Raw genomic sequence first — 14,175 nt, 5'->3', positions numbered from 1 at the left:
TTAATAACATTGGCCGCGATCTTGCTAAGTAACTCCCCATTATTCCAATCCCGTCCACCAGACGAATCTGGCCCTGAGGAATTTCCATGAGCGAGTTGCGTTTTACTGAAGATCACGAATGGCTGCGTGCCGAAGCCGATGGCAGCGTCACCGTGGGCATTACCGCATTTGCGCAGAACGCGCTGGGTGATGTGGTTTTCGTGCAACTGCCTGAGCTGCAGACCTATGACAAGGGCGCCGAAGCGTCCACCGTGGAGTCGGTAAAAGCTGCCAGCGGTGTGTACATGCCGTTGGACGGTGAAGTCCTCGAAGTGAACGACAAGCTCGATGGCAGCCCGGAACTGGTCAACGAAGATCCAATGGGCGAAGGCTGGTTCTTCCGCTTTAAACCGGCCGATGCCGACGCAGTGGCTAAGCTGTTGGATCAGGATGCGTACGACCGCCTGATCAAAGCCAACGCTGAAGCCTGAGGAGCGCACCATGACGATCAATCTCAGCACCGCTAACGAATTCATCGCCCGCCACATCGGCCCGCGCCAGGAAGATGAGCAGCACATGCTCGCCAGCCTGGGCTTTGACTCCCTGGAAGCCCTGAGCGCCAGTGTGATCCCGGAAAGCATCAAGGGCACCAGCGTGCTCGGCCTGGAAGACGGCCTGAGCGAAGCCGAGGCCCTGGCGAAGATCAAGGCCATCGCCAGCCAGAACCAACTGTTCAAGACCTACATCGGCCAGGGCTACTACAACTGCCACACGCCGTCACCGATCCTGCGCAACCTGCTGGAAAACCCGGCCTGGTACACCGCCTACACCCCGTACCAGCCAGAAATTTCCCAAGGCCGCCTGGAAGCGCTGCTGAACTTCCAGACCCTGATCAGCGACCTCACCGGCCTGCCGATCGCCAACGCCTCGCTGCTGGACGAAGCTACTGCCGCTGCCGAAGCCATGACTTTCTGCAAACGCCTGAGCAAGAACAAAGGCAGCAACGCCTTCTTCGCCTCGGTGCACAGTCACCCGCAGACCCTCGACGTGCTGCGTACCCGCGCCGAACCGCTGGGCATTGATGTGGTTGTGGGCGATGAGCGTGAACTGACCGACGTCAGCCCGTTCTTCGGCGCCCTGCTGCAATACCCGGCCAGCAACGGTGACGTGTTCGACTACCGCGAACTGACCGAACGCTTCCACGCCGCCAACGCATTGGTAGCCGTGGCCGCCGATCTGCTGGCCCTGACCCTGCTGACCCCTCCGGGCGAATTCGGCGCCGACGTAGCCATCGGCAGCGCGCAACGCTTCGGCGTGCCGCTGGGCTTCGGTGGCCCGCACGCGGCGTACTTCTCCACCAAGGATGCGTTCAAGCGCGACATGCCGGGCCGTCTGGTCGGTGTGTCTGTTGACCGCTTCGGCAAGCCGGCCCTGCGCTTGGCCATGCAGACCCGCGAGCAACATATCCGCCGCGAGAAGGCCACCAGCAACATCTGCACCGCCCAAGTGCTGCTGGCCAACATCGCCAGCATGTACGCCGTGTACCACGGGCCTAAAGGCCTGACCCAGATCGCCCAGCGCATTCACCAGCTGACCGCGATCCTGGCCAAAGGCTTGACTGCCTTGGGCTTGAACGTCGAGCAGCAACACTTCTTCGACACCCTCACCCTCAACACCGGCGCCCACACCGCCGCCCTGCACGATAAGGCCCGCGCCCAGCGCATCAACCTGCGTGTGGTGGACGCTGAGCGTGTTGGCCTGTCGGTGGACGAAACCACCACCCCAGCCGATATCGAAACCCTGTGGGCGATCTTCGCCGACGGCAAGGCCCTGCCAGCCTTCGCGGCAACTGAGAGCACCCTGCCGGCCGCGCTGCTGCGCCAGTCGCCGATCCTCAGCCACCCGGTGTTCAACCGTTATCACTCCGAAACCGAGTTGATGCGCTACCTGCGCAAGCTGGCAGACAAAGACCTGGCCCTGGACCGCACCATGATCCCGCTGGGCTCGTGCACCATGAAGCTCAACGCCGCCAGCGAAATGATCCCGGTGACCTGGGCCGAATTCGGTGCCCTGCACCCCTTCGCACCAGCCGCACAAAGCGCCGGCTACCTGCAACTGACCTCCGACCTGGAAGCCATGCTCTGCGCGGCCACCGGCTATGACGCGATCTCGCTGCAGCCGAACGCCGGTTCCCAAGGCGAATACGCCGGTCTGTTGGCCATTCGTGCCTATCACCAGAGCCGTGGCGACGAACGCCGCGACATCTGCCTGATCCCGTCGTCGGCCCACGGCACCAACCCGGCCACCGCCAACATGGCTGGCATGCGCGTCGTCGTCACCGCCTGCGACGCCCGAGGCAACGTGGACATTGAAGACCTGCGCGCCAAGGCCATCGAGCACCGCGATCACCTCGCGGCACTGATGATCACCTACCCGTCTACCCACGGCGTGTTCGAGGAAGGCATCCGCGAGATTTGCGGCGTCATCCACGACAACGGCGGCCAGGTGTACATCGACGGCGCTAACATGAACGCGATGGTCGGCCTCTGCGCCCCGGGCAAGTTCGGCGGCGACGTGTCCCACCTGAACCTGCACAAGACGTTCTGCATTCCTCACGGCGGTGGCGGCCCGGGCGTTGGCCCGATTGGCGTCAAGTCCCACCTCACGCCATTCCTGCCGGGCCACGCGGCCATGGAGCGCAAAGAAGGCGCGGTCTGTGCGGCACCGTTCGGCAGCGCGAGCATTCTGCCGATCACCTGGATGTACATCAGCATGATGGGCGGCGCGGGCCTGAAGCGCGCTTCGCAACTGGCGATCCTGAATGCCAACTACATCTCCCGCCGCCTGGAAGAGCACTACCCCGTGCTCTACACCGGCAGCAACGGCCTGGTGGCGCATGAATGCATCCTCGACCTGCGCCCTCTGAAAGACAGCAGCGGTATCAGCGTGGATGACGTGGCCAAGCGCCTGATCGACTTCGGTTTCCACGCACCGACCATGTCGTTCCCGGTGGCCGGCACCTTGATGATCGAGCCGACGGAAAGTGAATCCAAAGAAGAACTGGACCGCTTCTGCGACGCCATGATCGCCATTCGCGAAGAAATCCGCGCAGTGGAAAACGGCACCCTGGACAAGGACGACAACCCACTCAAGAACGCTCCGCACACTGCGGCGGAACTGGTGGGCGAATGGAGCCACCCCTACAGCCGTGAACAGGCGGTGTATCCGCTTGCTTCGCTGATCGAAGGCAAGTACTGGCCGCCGGTTGGTCGGGTCGACAACGTGTTTGGTGATCGCAATCTCGTATGCGCATGCCCTTCAATCGAGAGCTACGCGTAACCTGAGGCTGAACTCAATCAAATGTGAGAGGGGGCTTGCTCCCGATGGCGGTTTTACATTCAACATCTCTGTTGACTGACGCACTGCCATCGGGAGCAAGCCCCCTCCCACACTGACCGAGTACACCCAAAACATAATAAGAAACCGGAGAACCACTCATGTCTTTAAGCGTGTTCGACCTGTTCAAGATTGGCATCGGCCCCTCCAGTTCCCACACCGTCGGCCCCATGCGCGCCGCCGCTCGATTCGTCGAAGGCCTCAAACGTGACAACCTGCTGACCACCACCTGCAGCATCAAGGTGGAACTCTATGGTTCCCTCGGCGCCACCGGTAAAGGTCACGGCAGCGACAAGGCTGTGTTGCTTGGCCTGGAAGGCGAACACCCGGACACCGTGAACACTGAAACCGTCGCCGCACGCCTGGCACAGATGCGCAGCGATGGCCGCTTGAACCTGCTCGACGAACACAGCATTGCGTTCAACGAGAAAGAACACTTGGCGATGATTCGCAAGCCCCTCGCCTACCATCCCAACGGCATGATTTTTCGTGCCTTCGACGCTGCCAACATCCAGATTCGCAGCCGCGAGTACTACTCGGTCGGCGGTGGTTTTGTAGTGGATGAAGACGCCGCCGGTGCCGACCGGATTGTCGAAGATGCCACGCCGCTGACATTCCCCTTCAAGCACGCCAAGGACTTGCTCGGCCATTGCGCCACTTACGGCCTGTCCATCAGCCAAGTGATGCTGACCAATGAAAGTGCCTGGCGCCCTGAAGCGGAAACCCGCGCTGGCCTGCTGAAAATCTGGCAGGTGATGCAGGACTGCGTGGACGCCGGTTGTCGCAATGAAGGGATTTTGCCCGGTGGCCTGAAGGTCAAACGCCGTGCCGCCGCGCTGCATCGCCAACTGTGCAAGCACCCGGAATCGGCGCTGCGTGATCCGTTGTCGGTGCTCGATTGGGTCAACCTGTACGCGCTGGCGGTCAACGAAGAAAACGCCAACGGCGGGCGCGTGGTCACGGCGCCCACCAATGGTGCAGCCGGGATCATTCCGGCCGTGCTGCATTACTACATGCGCTTTATCCCAGGCGCGAACGAAGACGGCGTGGTGCGCTTCCTGCTCACCGCCGCCGCCATCGGGATTTTGTACAAGGAAAACGCGTCGATCTCCGGCGCCGAAGTCGGTTGTCAGGGCGAAGTCGGCGTGGCCTGTTCCATGGCTGCCGGCGCGCTGTGCGAAGTGCTGGGCGGCAGCGTGTCCCAAGTGGAGAACGCTGCCGAGATCGGCATGGAACACAACCTCGGCCTGACCTGCGATCCGATTGGCGGCCTGGTACAGGTGCCGTGCATCGAGCGCAACGCCATGGGCTCGGTGAAGGCCATCAATGCGGTGCGCATGGCTTTGCGCGGCGACGGGCAGCATTTCGTTTCGCTGGATAAGGTCATCCGCACCATGCGCCAGACCGGTGCCGATATGAAAAGCAAATACAAGGAAACCGCCCGTGGCGGTTTGGCGGTCAACATTATCGAGTGCTGACGCCTAAAGGCGCGGCAGCACGTTTTTCAGGAGCTGAATATGTCCACCGAAACCCTGTTGAAAACCCCATTGCACGCCCTGCACATCGAACTGGGCGCACGCATGGTGCCCTTCGCCGGCTATGACATGCCGGTGCAATATCCACTGGGTGTGATGAAGGAACACCTGCACACCCGTGAACACGCCGGGTTGTTTGACGTGTCCCACATGGGCCAGATCCGCCTGACCGGCGCCAATGCCGCCAAGGCCCTGGAAACCCTGGTGCCCGTGGACATCATCGACCTGCCGGTAGGTATGCAGCGCTACGCAATGTTCACCAACGAGCAAGGCGGCATCCTGGATGACCTGATGGTCGCCAACCTGGACAACGACGAACTGTTCCTGGTGGTCAACGCCGCCTGCAAGGACCAGGACCTGGCGCACCTGCGCAAACACATTGGTGATCAGTGCACCATCGAGCCGCTGTTCGAAGAACGCGCCCTGCTTGCCCTGCAAGGCCCCGCAGCGGTGAAGGTGCTGGCGCGCCTGGCGCCGGAAGTGACCAAGATGACCTTTATGCAGTTCGCTTCCCTGCGCCTGCTGGGTGTGGACTGCTACGTCAGCCGCTCCGGTTATACCGGTGAAGACGGCTTTGAAATCTCCGTGCCTGCGGCCAATGCCGAAAGCCTCGCGCGCAGCCTGTTGGCCGAGAGCGAAGTACAGGCCATCGGCCTGGGCGCCCGCGACTCCCTGCGCCTGGAAGCCGGCCTGTGCCTGTACGGCCACGACATGAACACCGAGACCACACCGATTGAAGCCAGCCTGCTGTGGGCCATCTCCAAGGCCCGCCGTGCCGATGGCGCACGCGCCGGCGGCTTCCCGGGTGCCGACCGAATCTTCACCCAGCAGCAGACCGGTGTGAGCCGCAAACGCGTCGGCCTGTTACCCCAGGAACGCACTCCGGTGCGCGAAGGGGCAGAAATTGTCGATGAGCACGGCACTGTGATCGGCAACGTTTGCAGCGGCGGCTTTGGCCCAAGCCTCGGCGGCCCTTTGGCCATGGGTTACCTGGACAGCGCATTCATTGCACTGGATACCGAAGTCTCTGCGTTGGTGCGTGGGAAAAAGGTGCCGCTTCGTGTAAGTAAAATGCCATTCGTGCCACAGCGTTACTATCGTGGTTGATTGACTGTTCCTATAAGTAACGCGGTTGCGTTAACGTGCACTAATCTGTAACGCAACCGCCATAAAACAGTGCATTCACGATAGTTATTGTTATAGGTGTACCGCTATAACAAGTGAGCAAATCTATCGAATAAGTCCGCTCTACATTATTCAACGAAGTGTCATGCGGCCGAGCAAAACATGGAGTTTTGCAGGGCTTGTTTTTTCTCTATTAGTTGGCGTAGAGTTTGCCCACTGTGTTTGCATGGGTCGCTTGGAACCTGGACCTGGGCAGTAGCTGAAGTAGTTGTGCTACAACCCGTTCGACGTCTCTTACTTTCCTGCAACCCAGCCCAGTACTCTTTCATGTGAAAGGGGCTGTCATTAATTTATAGCGTCAAGGAAATAAGAAAATGGCTGATCGTCAGAGCGGTACCGTCAAGTGGTTTAACGACGAAAAAGGGTTTGGTTTTATCACTCCAGAAAGCGGTCCGGATCTGTTCGTGCATTTCCGCGCTATTCAGGGCAACGGTTTCAAGAGCCTCAAAGAAGGCCAGAAAGTGACATTCGTTGCGGTGCAGGGCCAAAAAGGCATGCAGGCTGACGAAGTACAAGCAGAAGGTTGATCCTTACTGCGACAAAAAGCCCCTGATATGACATCAGGGGCTTTTTTATGGACGCGATTCCGTAAAATGCGTTTTTTCCTCAGAGAATCCTGCCATGTCCAAACCCCTGCTGAGCCCCCAAGGCGAATTCCCCGCCGTTGGCCTGGGCCGTCGCCTGGCAGCGATGTTCTATGACTTCCTGTTGTGCACCGCCCTGCTGATCGTCACCGCATTTATCTACAAGCTGGTGTGGATGGCATTTCTAGGCGAAGCCAGGATGCGCACCCTCACCGAATCCGGTGCCCTGGACGGCGACCCGCTGCTGTCGACGATTCTGTTCTTTGTGCTGTTCGGCTTCTTCGCCAAGTTCTGGACCCATTCCGGGCAGACCCTGGGCATGCAGGTGTGGGGCGTGCGCGTGCAGAACGCCGATGGCTCGCGCATCAGCCTGTGGCAGGCGCTGTTGCGCTTTGTGGTGTCGATTGCGTCGTGGTTGTGCGTGGGGCTGGGGTTTATCTGGGCGTTGTTCGATAAACAGAAACGCGGCTGGCATGACATCTATTCGGACACCCAGTTAGTGCGCATCCCGAAGCAAAAGAAATAAAACCCTTCTTAATTAAAGATCTACATGTGGGAGGGGGCTTGCCCCCGATAGCGGCTCTACATTCAATATTTCTATTGACTGATACACCGTCATCGGGGGCAAGCCCCCTCTCACATTTTTAACCGAGCTCGCCTCGGTTCAGGCGTTGCCCGCCAGCTTCAGGCGCGCCGCCTGAGTGAAATCCAGCATGCGCTTGAGCGGTCGAACAGCGTGAGGAATCACCGACGGCTCGACGAAAATTTCGTTGCTGCCCTCACGCAGGCACTGCAACGTGCGCTCCAGCGTGTTCATCGCCATCCACGGGCAATGCGCGCAACTGCGGCACGCCGCGCCGTTACCGGCCGTGGGCGCTTCGACGAAGACCTTGTCCGGGCACAGCTGCTGCATCTTGTAGAAGATGCCGCGGTCGGTGGCGACGATAAAGGTTTTGTTCGGCAGTCGTTGCGCCGCAGCGATCAGTTGGCTGGTAGAACCTACGGCATCCGCCAGTTCGATCACCGCGGTCGGCGATTCTGGATGTACCAGGATCGCTGCATCGGGGTATAGCGCCTTCATGTCTTCGAGCTGCTTGGACTTGAACTCTTCGTGGACGATGCAGGCACCGTCCCACAGCAGCATGTCGGCACCGGTCTGACGCTGGATGTAAGTGCCCAGGTGCTTGTCCGGTCCCCAGATGATGGTCTCGCCGTTGTCCATCAGGCTTTCGACGATTTCCAGCGCGCAGCTGGAGGTCACCACCCAATCGGCTCGGGCTTTGACTGCCGCCGAGGTGTTGGCATACACCACCACCGTGCGCTCGGGATGCTGGTCGCAGAACGCCGAAAATTCATCGACCGGGCAACCAAGGTCCAGGGAGCACGTGGCTTCCAGGGTTGGCATGAGGATGCGTTTTTCGGGGGTGAGGATCTTGGCGGTCTCGCCCATGAAACGCACACCGGCGACCAGTACGGTCTTGGCCGGGTGGGCGGCGCCGAAGCGGGCCATTTCCAGGGAGTCGGAGACGCAGCCGCCGGTTTCTTCGGCCAGGGCCTGGATCACCGGATCGCAATAGAAGTGGGCAACCAATACCGCGTCCTGAGCTTTCAGCTCGGCGGCGATGGCGGCACGCAGGCTCGCCTCTTCATCGGCGCTGAGGGCCTTGGGCTGCTTGGCGTCGAGGTGGGCTTGAACCAGTAGGCGTTCAGATATCTGCGTCATGTTCGCAAGACCTGCAGGCGCAGTAGCGCGAAAGTCGAGTGTACCACCGGCTCTGGAGCCCTTCGGGCGCCGCCGGACGAAGTGATTGTGTTCATCAAGCACGGCTAAAAGTGAAGCTGCGCAAGGCTACAGAATATCGAATGGATTCAAAAGCCTAATCTGGCTTTTGACGCGTTCGATTGTCCGACAAAAAAGGGTAATGGCACATTGACTCTCCCCCTCAGGGGAGGGTTTACGCTGCGCCGCCTTCACACATCACCTCAAGCAAATGGCCCCTCAGCGCCACTGCTTAGCCCCCCATTCACGCGTTATAGGGAGATAGCCGATGAACAATCCATTGGACTTGAACAGCGTCATTACCACTACCCGCGAAATCCTCGCGCAGCTGTTGGTGATGGACCTCACAGAGGTGAACGAACACAGCAGCATCGTCGAGGACCTCAATGCCGACTCCCTGGATATCGTCGACCTGAGTTTTCAGCTAGGTCGCCATTACGGCTGCACATTGCCCAAGACCAGCGTGCTGGACCATGCGGTAGCGGTGTTTGGCGACGTGAGCGAGCTGGTCGAAAAAGGCCGTATCACCCAGTCCGGCGTAGACCTTCTGGAGCAAAGCCTGAGCGCATTTGCGCCCGGCCAATTGCGTCCAGGCATGCAGCCGACAGATGTGTTCGCGGCCACGACCGTGCGCAATTGGGCCGAACAGTGCTACCGGATGTTTGACCACTTGCCCGCCACCTGCCCTGAGTGCAACGCCGAGCATGCACGTCTCAATGAGCGTCGCCAAGTGGTGTGCGGCGGTTGCAGTGCGCGACTGACGCCGCTGGAAGGCGACGAAATTTCTCGCCAACTAGTAGAGCAGTTTGCCGCGTCCCGTTTGCCAGAAACGGCCTAGGAGTTTTTCATGGGGCCGCGAGAGGTTTTAGTCACAGGCTACGGGCTGGTAGCGCCCACGGTACTGGACGCTGCAACGTTGTTTTCGCAGATCAGCTCCAAGCGGTCGTGCATTCGTCAACACCCGGTGTTTGCCGAGCTGGGTTTTGCGGTAAACGCCGCAGGTTATATCGATCACGACCAGTGGCACGCCATTGGCGCTCAGGTTGCGGTGGGCGCCACGCCACTGCCCCGTCAGTGCCTGCTCGCGGAGTTTGTTGCCAGGCAAGCGCTCCAGCAGGCCGGCCTGGTTCCCGCGGACTTCTCCCGCGCGGCCAGCGGTGTGTTCCTCGGCGCCAACAAGCATTGCGTGAGCCGTGACCTGCAAGAGGCCAGCCGCTATATGGACGACGCCGGCAGCGTCGACCTTGATCGCTACTTGGATCAGCACACACTGGCGGGCGGCCCGTTTGCTCGACGGATTGATCAGCAGACTTGGCACATCGCCAACCTGCTCGGCATTCGCGACCATATCAGCACCCATTCCGATGCCTGCGCGGCCGGCACCATGGCGATCGGCAGTGCGTTTCGCGCCATTGAGCGCGGCGAGATCGACTTGGCCATCTGTGGCGCCGTTGAGTTGATGGCCCATGAACTGTCCTATTACAGCTTCGACGGCCTCGGTGCCATTTGCCAGCGGGCCGACCTCACTGCCGAACAACAGAGCCGCCCGTTCATGAACGACCGCTGCGGTTTCGTCCTCGGCGAAGGCGCGGCAATGATCGTGCTGGAGTCCAGGGAACATGCCGAACGACGCAAGGCCACCCCGATCGGCCGCGTCCTGGGTTACGCCAACTATTGCGAAGCGCAGAAAATCACCTCCAGCAGCCGCGATGGCAGCCATTACGCCCACTGCATGCAAGCCGCCATCGCGAATGCCGGCTTGGACTGCGACGCCGTCGATCACGTCAATACCCATGGCACCTCGACCCAGGCCAACGATCGCAGTGAAGCCCTGGCGATTGAGCGGGTATTCGGCACCGCCGTGAGCACGATGACATTCACCGCCAACAAATCGGCCATTGGCCACTCCCTGGCGGCCAGCGGCGCCATTGAGGCGGTGCTGTCACTGATGAGTCTGCAGCAAGGCGTGCTGCTCCCCACCCTTAACTATGACCCGGCAAATGCCGAGTTCCCTGAGTTGAACTTCCTGACCGAAGCCCAGCAACAGCCCATCAAGGTGGTGCTGTCCAATTCGTTCGGTTTCGGCGGCGTCAACAGTTCGCTGGTGTTGGGAAATGCATGAAATGAACAGCCTCCAGACAAAACCCGTCTACTTGATCGCTGCGTCGGTGTTCAATCACGCAGGCACTGAGTGCGCCGATTTACATGGCCCGGTGCGGGCTGCCCAGCCGTTGGATTTTGCCCCGGACCACCTGGCCTATCCCGTGACCGTACCGCGACTGCCCACCACGGTGTTCGACCGCAAGATTCAACGCAGCGTCGAACCTCAGGGCGCCCGTTTGCTGTATTGCGCCGGGCAGCTTGCCGGCGCGTTGAATGACTTGCACCTGCCTGGCGAGCGCGTGGCGCTGATGGCCGCCATTCCGGAAGTGGACGGCCCCAGTTCCTGCTGGGAAGCCGTGCAGGCCATCGCCGAACAACCGGACGCACTGCTCGCACAACTCTTCGCTTATACCCCGCCGCTGCACGCACTGATGATGCTCAACAGCAGCGTCATGGCCTATGTAGCCGAGGCGCTGCACTGCCGTGGCCCGATGGGCGGTTTCTGCTCACAGGGAAATGCGGGAGTCGATGCGCTGATTGAGGCGTTCGAACACATCGCCGGTGGCCGGGCCGACGCCGGGGTTGTGGTCAGCAGTAGCCCGAACCTCTCGCCTGCGCTGTACCTGCGCGACAGCACCGAACAGCCTGCACTCCCGGCGCCGGATCGTTATGGGGAAGGCGCAGCGTGCCTGTTGCTGACGTCGTGCACGCCAACCCACGGCGCCTTGCGCATCGCCGGGTTCGCCCGTGGTTACAGTGCTTGCCCCGAACGCTCGAACGCCGTGGCGCACAAGGTCATCCAACAAGCATTAAGCCGAGAGAAAGTAGGTTTGCGCGACGTAGCACATGTCGTCGCCGCGCCGGACACCCCCTTCCTGCCGCTTCTGCTCGCAGACACCCAGGCGACGCTTCACAGCTCCCGGCCCATGACCGGCGACCTGGGAGCAAGCGCCCTGTTGACTGAAATCGCCCTGACCCTTCACGACCAGCGCGATGGCTACACATTGCTGCTCAATCACAGCCGTGCGGGCCATTGGGGCGCCGTATTACTGGCCAAAGAAGCCATGGAGAAACAGGCATGAGCCCACCAAGGATTGTGATAACCGGCCTGGGTGCCGTGACCGGTTTCGGTTTCGAGTGGCAATCAATGTGGGCGCAGATGCTGCGCGGTGAGCACTGCATCCGCCCATGGCAACCCGAAGGCGTGGCCGACGGTAGCTTCCCGGTGCGTTACGCTGCGCCAGTAGACACCCGCCAACTGCCGGACTACTTGAAAGGCCATCGCGCCTGGCAGATGCCCCTGGAAAAACGCAGCCAGTTGGGTTGGGTGGCGGCCAGCCAAGCGATCACCGACAGCGGCCTGAGCGCCGTACAACTGCGCGATGCGGCCGTACTGTGCGCGTCCGGCGCACCGGCCCACAACATTCAGGACATGCTGCTGACCGTGTCCGGCGAGCAGCAGGCTTGCCCTGCATGGCGCCACTTGATGGCCAAGGCTGACCAGGTCAGTGCGGCCCACTCGCTGTGCCAGAGCAACGACCGGCTGGCCAGGGTGATCGCTGACGACAGCGGTTGCGAAGGCCCGGTGATCAACATCAGCAGCGCCTGCGCCGGGGCGTCCCAGGCCATCGGGAATGCCTTCCAGATGATTCGCCGGGGTGAAGTCGACGTAGCTGTCGCCGGCGGGGCCGACTCGGTGTTGAGCCTGGACACCATGACCGCGCTTTACCTGTTGGGCGCAGCCAGCAGCGAGCAACGCTGGGGCGACGGGCTTTGCCGTCCATTCGATCGCCATCGCAGCGGCCTGGTTGCTGGCGAAGGCGGTGGTTTTGTAGTGCTCGAAACCCTGGAGAGCGCCCTTGCCCGTGGCGCCGTGCCCTATGCCGAAGTGCTGGGGTTTGGCAGCAGCCTGGACGGCTACAAGGTCACCGCTCCCGACCCGCAAGGGCGAGGCGCCGCCCTGGCGATGCAGACCGCCTTGCACGATGCCGGCATCCGCCCGCAACAGGTGGACCTGATCAACGCTCACGGCACGTCCACCCCGCTCAACGATGCCGCCGAAACCCTGGCCATCAAGTCGGTATTCGCCCAAGACGAGCACTATCGACGGCTGGCAATCAGCGCCAACAAGTCCCAGTTCGGGCACTTGATCGCGGCCGCTGGCGCACCCGAGTTCATCGTCACCGCACTGGCCTGCCAGCACGACCGGATTACCCCGACCCTCAACCTGCACAGCGCCGCCGACGACTGTGATCTGGACTACTGCGCCCATCAGACGGTCAACCGCCGAGTTGACGTGGCGCTGAGCAATTCATTCGGCTTCGGTGGGCTCAATACCTGCCTGGTGCTGGGCAAATACCAGGAGCACGCACAATGAGTGCCGCACAAACACCCATCGCTATCACCGGCAGCGGCTGTGTCTTGGCCAGCGGATGGGGTGTGGACGCGTTCTGGACTGCGGCCTGCGAGTCGCGCAGCGGGATCAAGCCATTGCGCTCCTTGCAGTTTCATAGCGAGCGGGTCACGGCCTTTGGCCAGATCCACTATGACGATCATCAACGCAGTCGTCAGGACCTCGCGCAGAACCTGCAACGCTACTGCACGCCCGCCGTCATCTGGGGTGTCAGCGCGGTTCGTCAGGCACTGGCCGATGCCGACCTGACACCCGGTGCAGACGGCCTGACCTATGGGCTCTATTGCTGCCAGGGTGGATACACCCACCCTTCTCTGGCGTCCTACGGCGAATTGCTCCACGAATGCCGCCAGGGCGAAGGGGCAGACATGCACCTGCTGGCCCGACGTATTTTGCAGGAGCGGGCGCAGGATCCGTTCCTGGTGCTCAAGGGCCTGAGCAATATCCTGCTGGGCGTGACCAGCCTGGCGCTCAAGCTGGAGTGTGAATGCAATGCCTACATGCAGGGCGTCTCCGGCAACCTGGCAGCCTTGCGTGAAGCCTGTGCCGCGTTGCAGAGCGGGCGCATTGATGTCGCGATCATTGTCGGTGCGGGCAGCGAACTCGATGCCCTGGCACTCAGCGCCTTGGTACAGGCCGGCACCATCAGTGCGGACGGCTCGGAGACCCTGCGAGCTTTCGACGCGCAAGGCACGGGCGGTATCGCGGGTGAAGGCGCGGCAGCCCTGGTGTTGCGCCGTCGCGAGGATCTGGGGGATGAACCCCAGGTCTGCCTGCAAACAATGACCGCCCATGTCTCTATCGAGGCACTGAACCTGCCAGACCAGCCAACCGATCTGCTGGTGTGCACTGGCACCGGCACGCCCGACAAAGATCGGCAATTGAGCCACGTACTGGGCCGCACCGGCGGCGCCCACATCACCAGTGGCGTGCCGGTGACCGGCCTGCTCAGTGCGGCTCCCAGCCTGGCGGACCTGATCCTGGCCCGCTGCGCCCTGCTCGCCCAGCGTGTGCCACCGATTGCCGGGCTAAGCCAACCCGTGGCCGCGCACCTGCCCTTTGTGATGGGCGCTCCCTATTCAACGACGCTCACCGATTGCCTGGTGCTCAACCGCGACGACAACGGTTTCAGCGCTTGTTACCAATTGAAGTACAGCGAGCAGGCCAATAACGCCTGACGTTTTTTGTACAACACCCTCC

12 protein-coding genes are annotated in these 14,175 nt (G+C 61.4%); 11 read left to right on the top strand and 1 reads right to left on the bottom strand.

Going from position 1 to position 14,175, the window contains the following annotated elements:
* Positions 1-86 precede the first annotated feature (86 nt).
* The 6 genes from gcvH to G9Q84_RS07325 all read left to right on the top strand — a co-directional run bounded on the left by gcvH (position 87) and on the right by G9Q84_RS07325 (position 7,205).
* Positions 87-470 carry a glycine cleavage system protein GcvH gene (gene gcvH / locus G9Q84_RS07350; RefSeq protein ID WP_032890954.1) on the top strand — a complete coding sequence of 128 codons (384 nt, stop codon included), beginning with the start codon at positions 87-89 and terminating at the stop codon, positions 468-470.
* Positions 471-480: 10 nt separating this feature from the next.
* A complete protein-coding gene (gene gcvP, locus G9Q84_RS07345; RefSeq protein ID WP_122756141.1) occupies positions 481-3,318 on the top strand; it encodes an aminomethyl-transferring glycine dehydrogenase in 2,838 nt (945 codons plus the stop codon).
* A 158-nt stretch (positions 3,319-3,476) separates the two neighbouring features.
* The gene (locus tag G9Q84_RS07340; RefSeq protein ID WP_122756140.1) at positions 3,477-4,853 is read left to right on the top strand and encodes an L-serine ammonia-lyase; all 1,377 of its coding nucleotides are present in this window, start codon (positions 3,477-3,479) and stop codon (positions 4,851-4,853) included.
* A gap of 39 nt (positions 4,854-4,892) precedes the next feature.
* On the top strand, positions 4,893-6,017 hold the full coding sequence (gcvT, locus tag G9Q84_RS07335; protein WP_181643065.1) for a glycine cleavage system aminomethyltransferase GcvT: 1,125 nt from the start codon (positions 4,893-4,895) through the stop codon (positions 6,015-6,017).
* Between the two features lie 392 nt (positions 6,018-6,409).
* Positions 6,410-6,622, top strand: a complete 213-nt coding sequence (locus G9Q84_RS07330; protein ID WP_014339904.1) for a cold-shock protein — start codon at positions 6,410-6,412, stop codon at positions 6,620-6,622.
* A gap of 94 nt (positions 6,623-6,716) precedes the next feature.
* The gene (locus G9Q84_RS07325; protein WP_032890948.1) at positions 6,717-7,205 is read left to right on the top strand and encodes an RDD family protein; all 489 of its coding nucleotides are present in this window, start codon (positions 6,717-6,719) and stop codon (positions 7,203-7,205) included.
* A 138-nt stretch (positions 7,206-7,343) separates the two neighbouring features.
* Here the strand turns inward: G9Q84_RS07325 and nadA are convergent, their stop codons facing one another.
* On the bottom strand, positions 7,344-8,402 hold the full coding sequence (gene nadA / locus G9Q84_RS07320) for a quinolinate synthase NadA (RefSeq protein WP_032890946.1): 1,059 nt from the start codon (positions 8,400-8,402) through the stop codon (positions 7,344-7,346).
* A gap of 325 nt (positions 8,403-8,727) precedes the next feature.
* Here nadA and G9Q84_RS07315 point away from each other — a divergent pair, with 325 nt between their 5' ends.
* From G9Q84_RS07315 to G9Q84_RS07295, 5 genes are read left to right on the top strand one after another with little or no spacing between them, the layout of a single operon-like run.
* A complete protein-coding gene (locus G9Q84_RS07315; RefSeq protein ID WP_122756138.1) occupies positions 8,728-9,297 on the top strand; it encodes an acyl carrier protein in 570 nt (189 codons plus the stop codon).
* Between the two features lie 9 nt (positions 9,298-9,306).
* Positions 9,307-10,581: a beta-ketoacyl-[acyl-carrier-protein] synthase family protein gene (locus G9Q84_RS07310; RefSeq protein ID WP_122680764.1), complete on the top strand. Its 1,275-nt coding sequence runs from the start codon at positions 9,307-9,309 to the stop codon at positions 10,579-10,581.
* Position 10,582: 1 nt separating this feature from the next.
* The gene (locus G9Q84_RS07305) at positions 10,583-11,644 is read left to right on the top strand and encodes a beta-ketoacyl-[acyl-carrier-protein] synthase family protein (RefSeq protein ID WP_233896887.1); all 1,062 of its coding nucleotides are present in this window, start codon (positions 10,583-10,585) and stop codon (positions 11,642-11,644) included.
* Positions 11,641-12,939 (top strand): beta-ketoacyl-[acyl-carrier-protein] synthase family protein, encoded by a 1,299-nt coding sequence (locus tag G9Q84_RS07300; protein ID WP_122756137.1) that lies wholly within the window; start codon positions 11,641-11,643, stop codon positions 12,937-12,939. The genes G9Q84_RS07305 and G9Q84_RS07300 overlap by 4 nt, the downstream gene beginning before the upstream one ends.
* Positions 12,936-14,153, top strand: coding sequence for a beta-ketoacyl synthase N-terminal-like domain-containing protein (locus tag G9Q84_RS07295; protein ID WP_122756136.1), 1,218 nt, complete (start codon positions 12,936-12,938; stop codon positions 14,151-14,153). The genes G9Q84_RS07300 and G9Q84_RS07295 overlap by 4 nt, the downstream gene beginning before the upstream one ends.
* Positions 14,154-14,175 lie beyond the last annotated feature (22 nt).

The organism is Pseudomonas sivasensis (assembly GCF_013778505.1).
Classification (GTDB): Bacteria; Pseudomonadota; Gammaproteobacteria; order Pseudomonadales; family Pseudomonadaceae; genus Aquipseudomonas; species Aquipseudomonas sivasensis.
The sequence above is the reverse complement of the archived record's forward strand: the minus strand, read 5'-3'. Positions and strand labels throughout refer to the sequence as shown.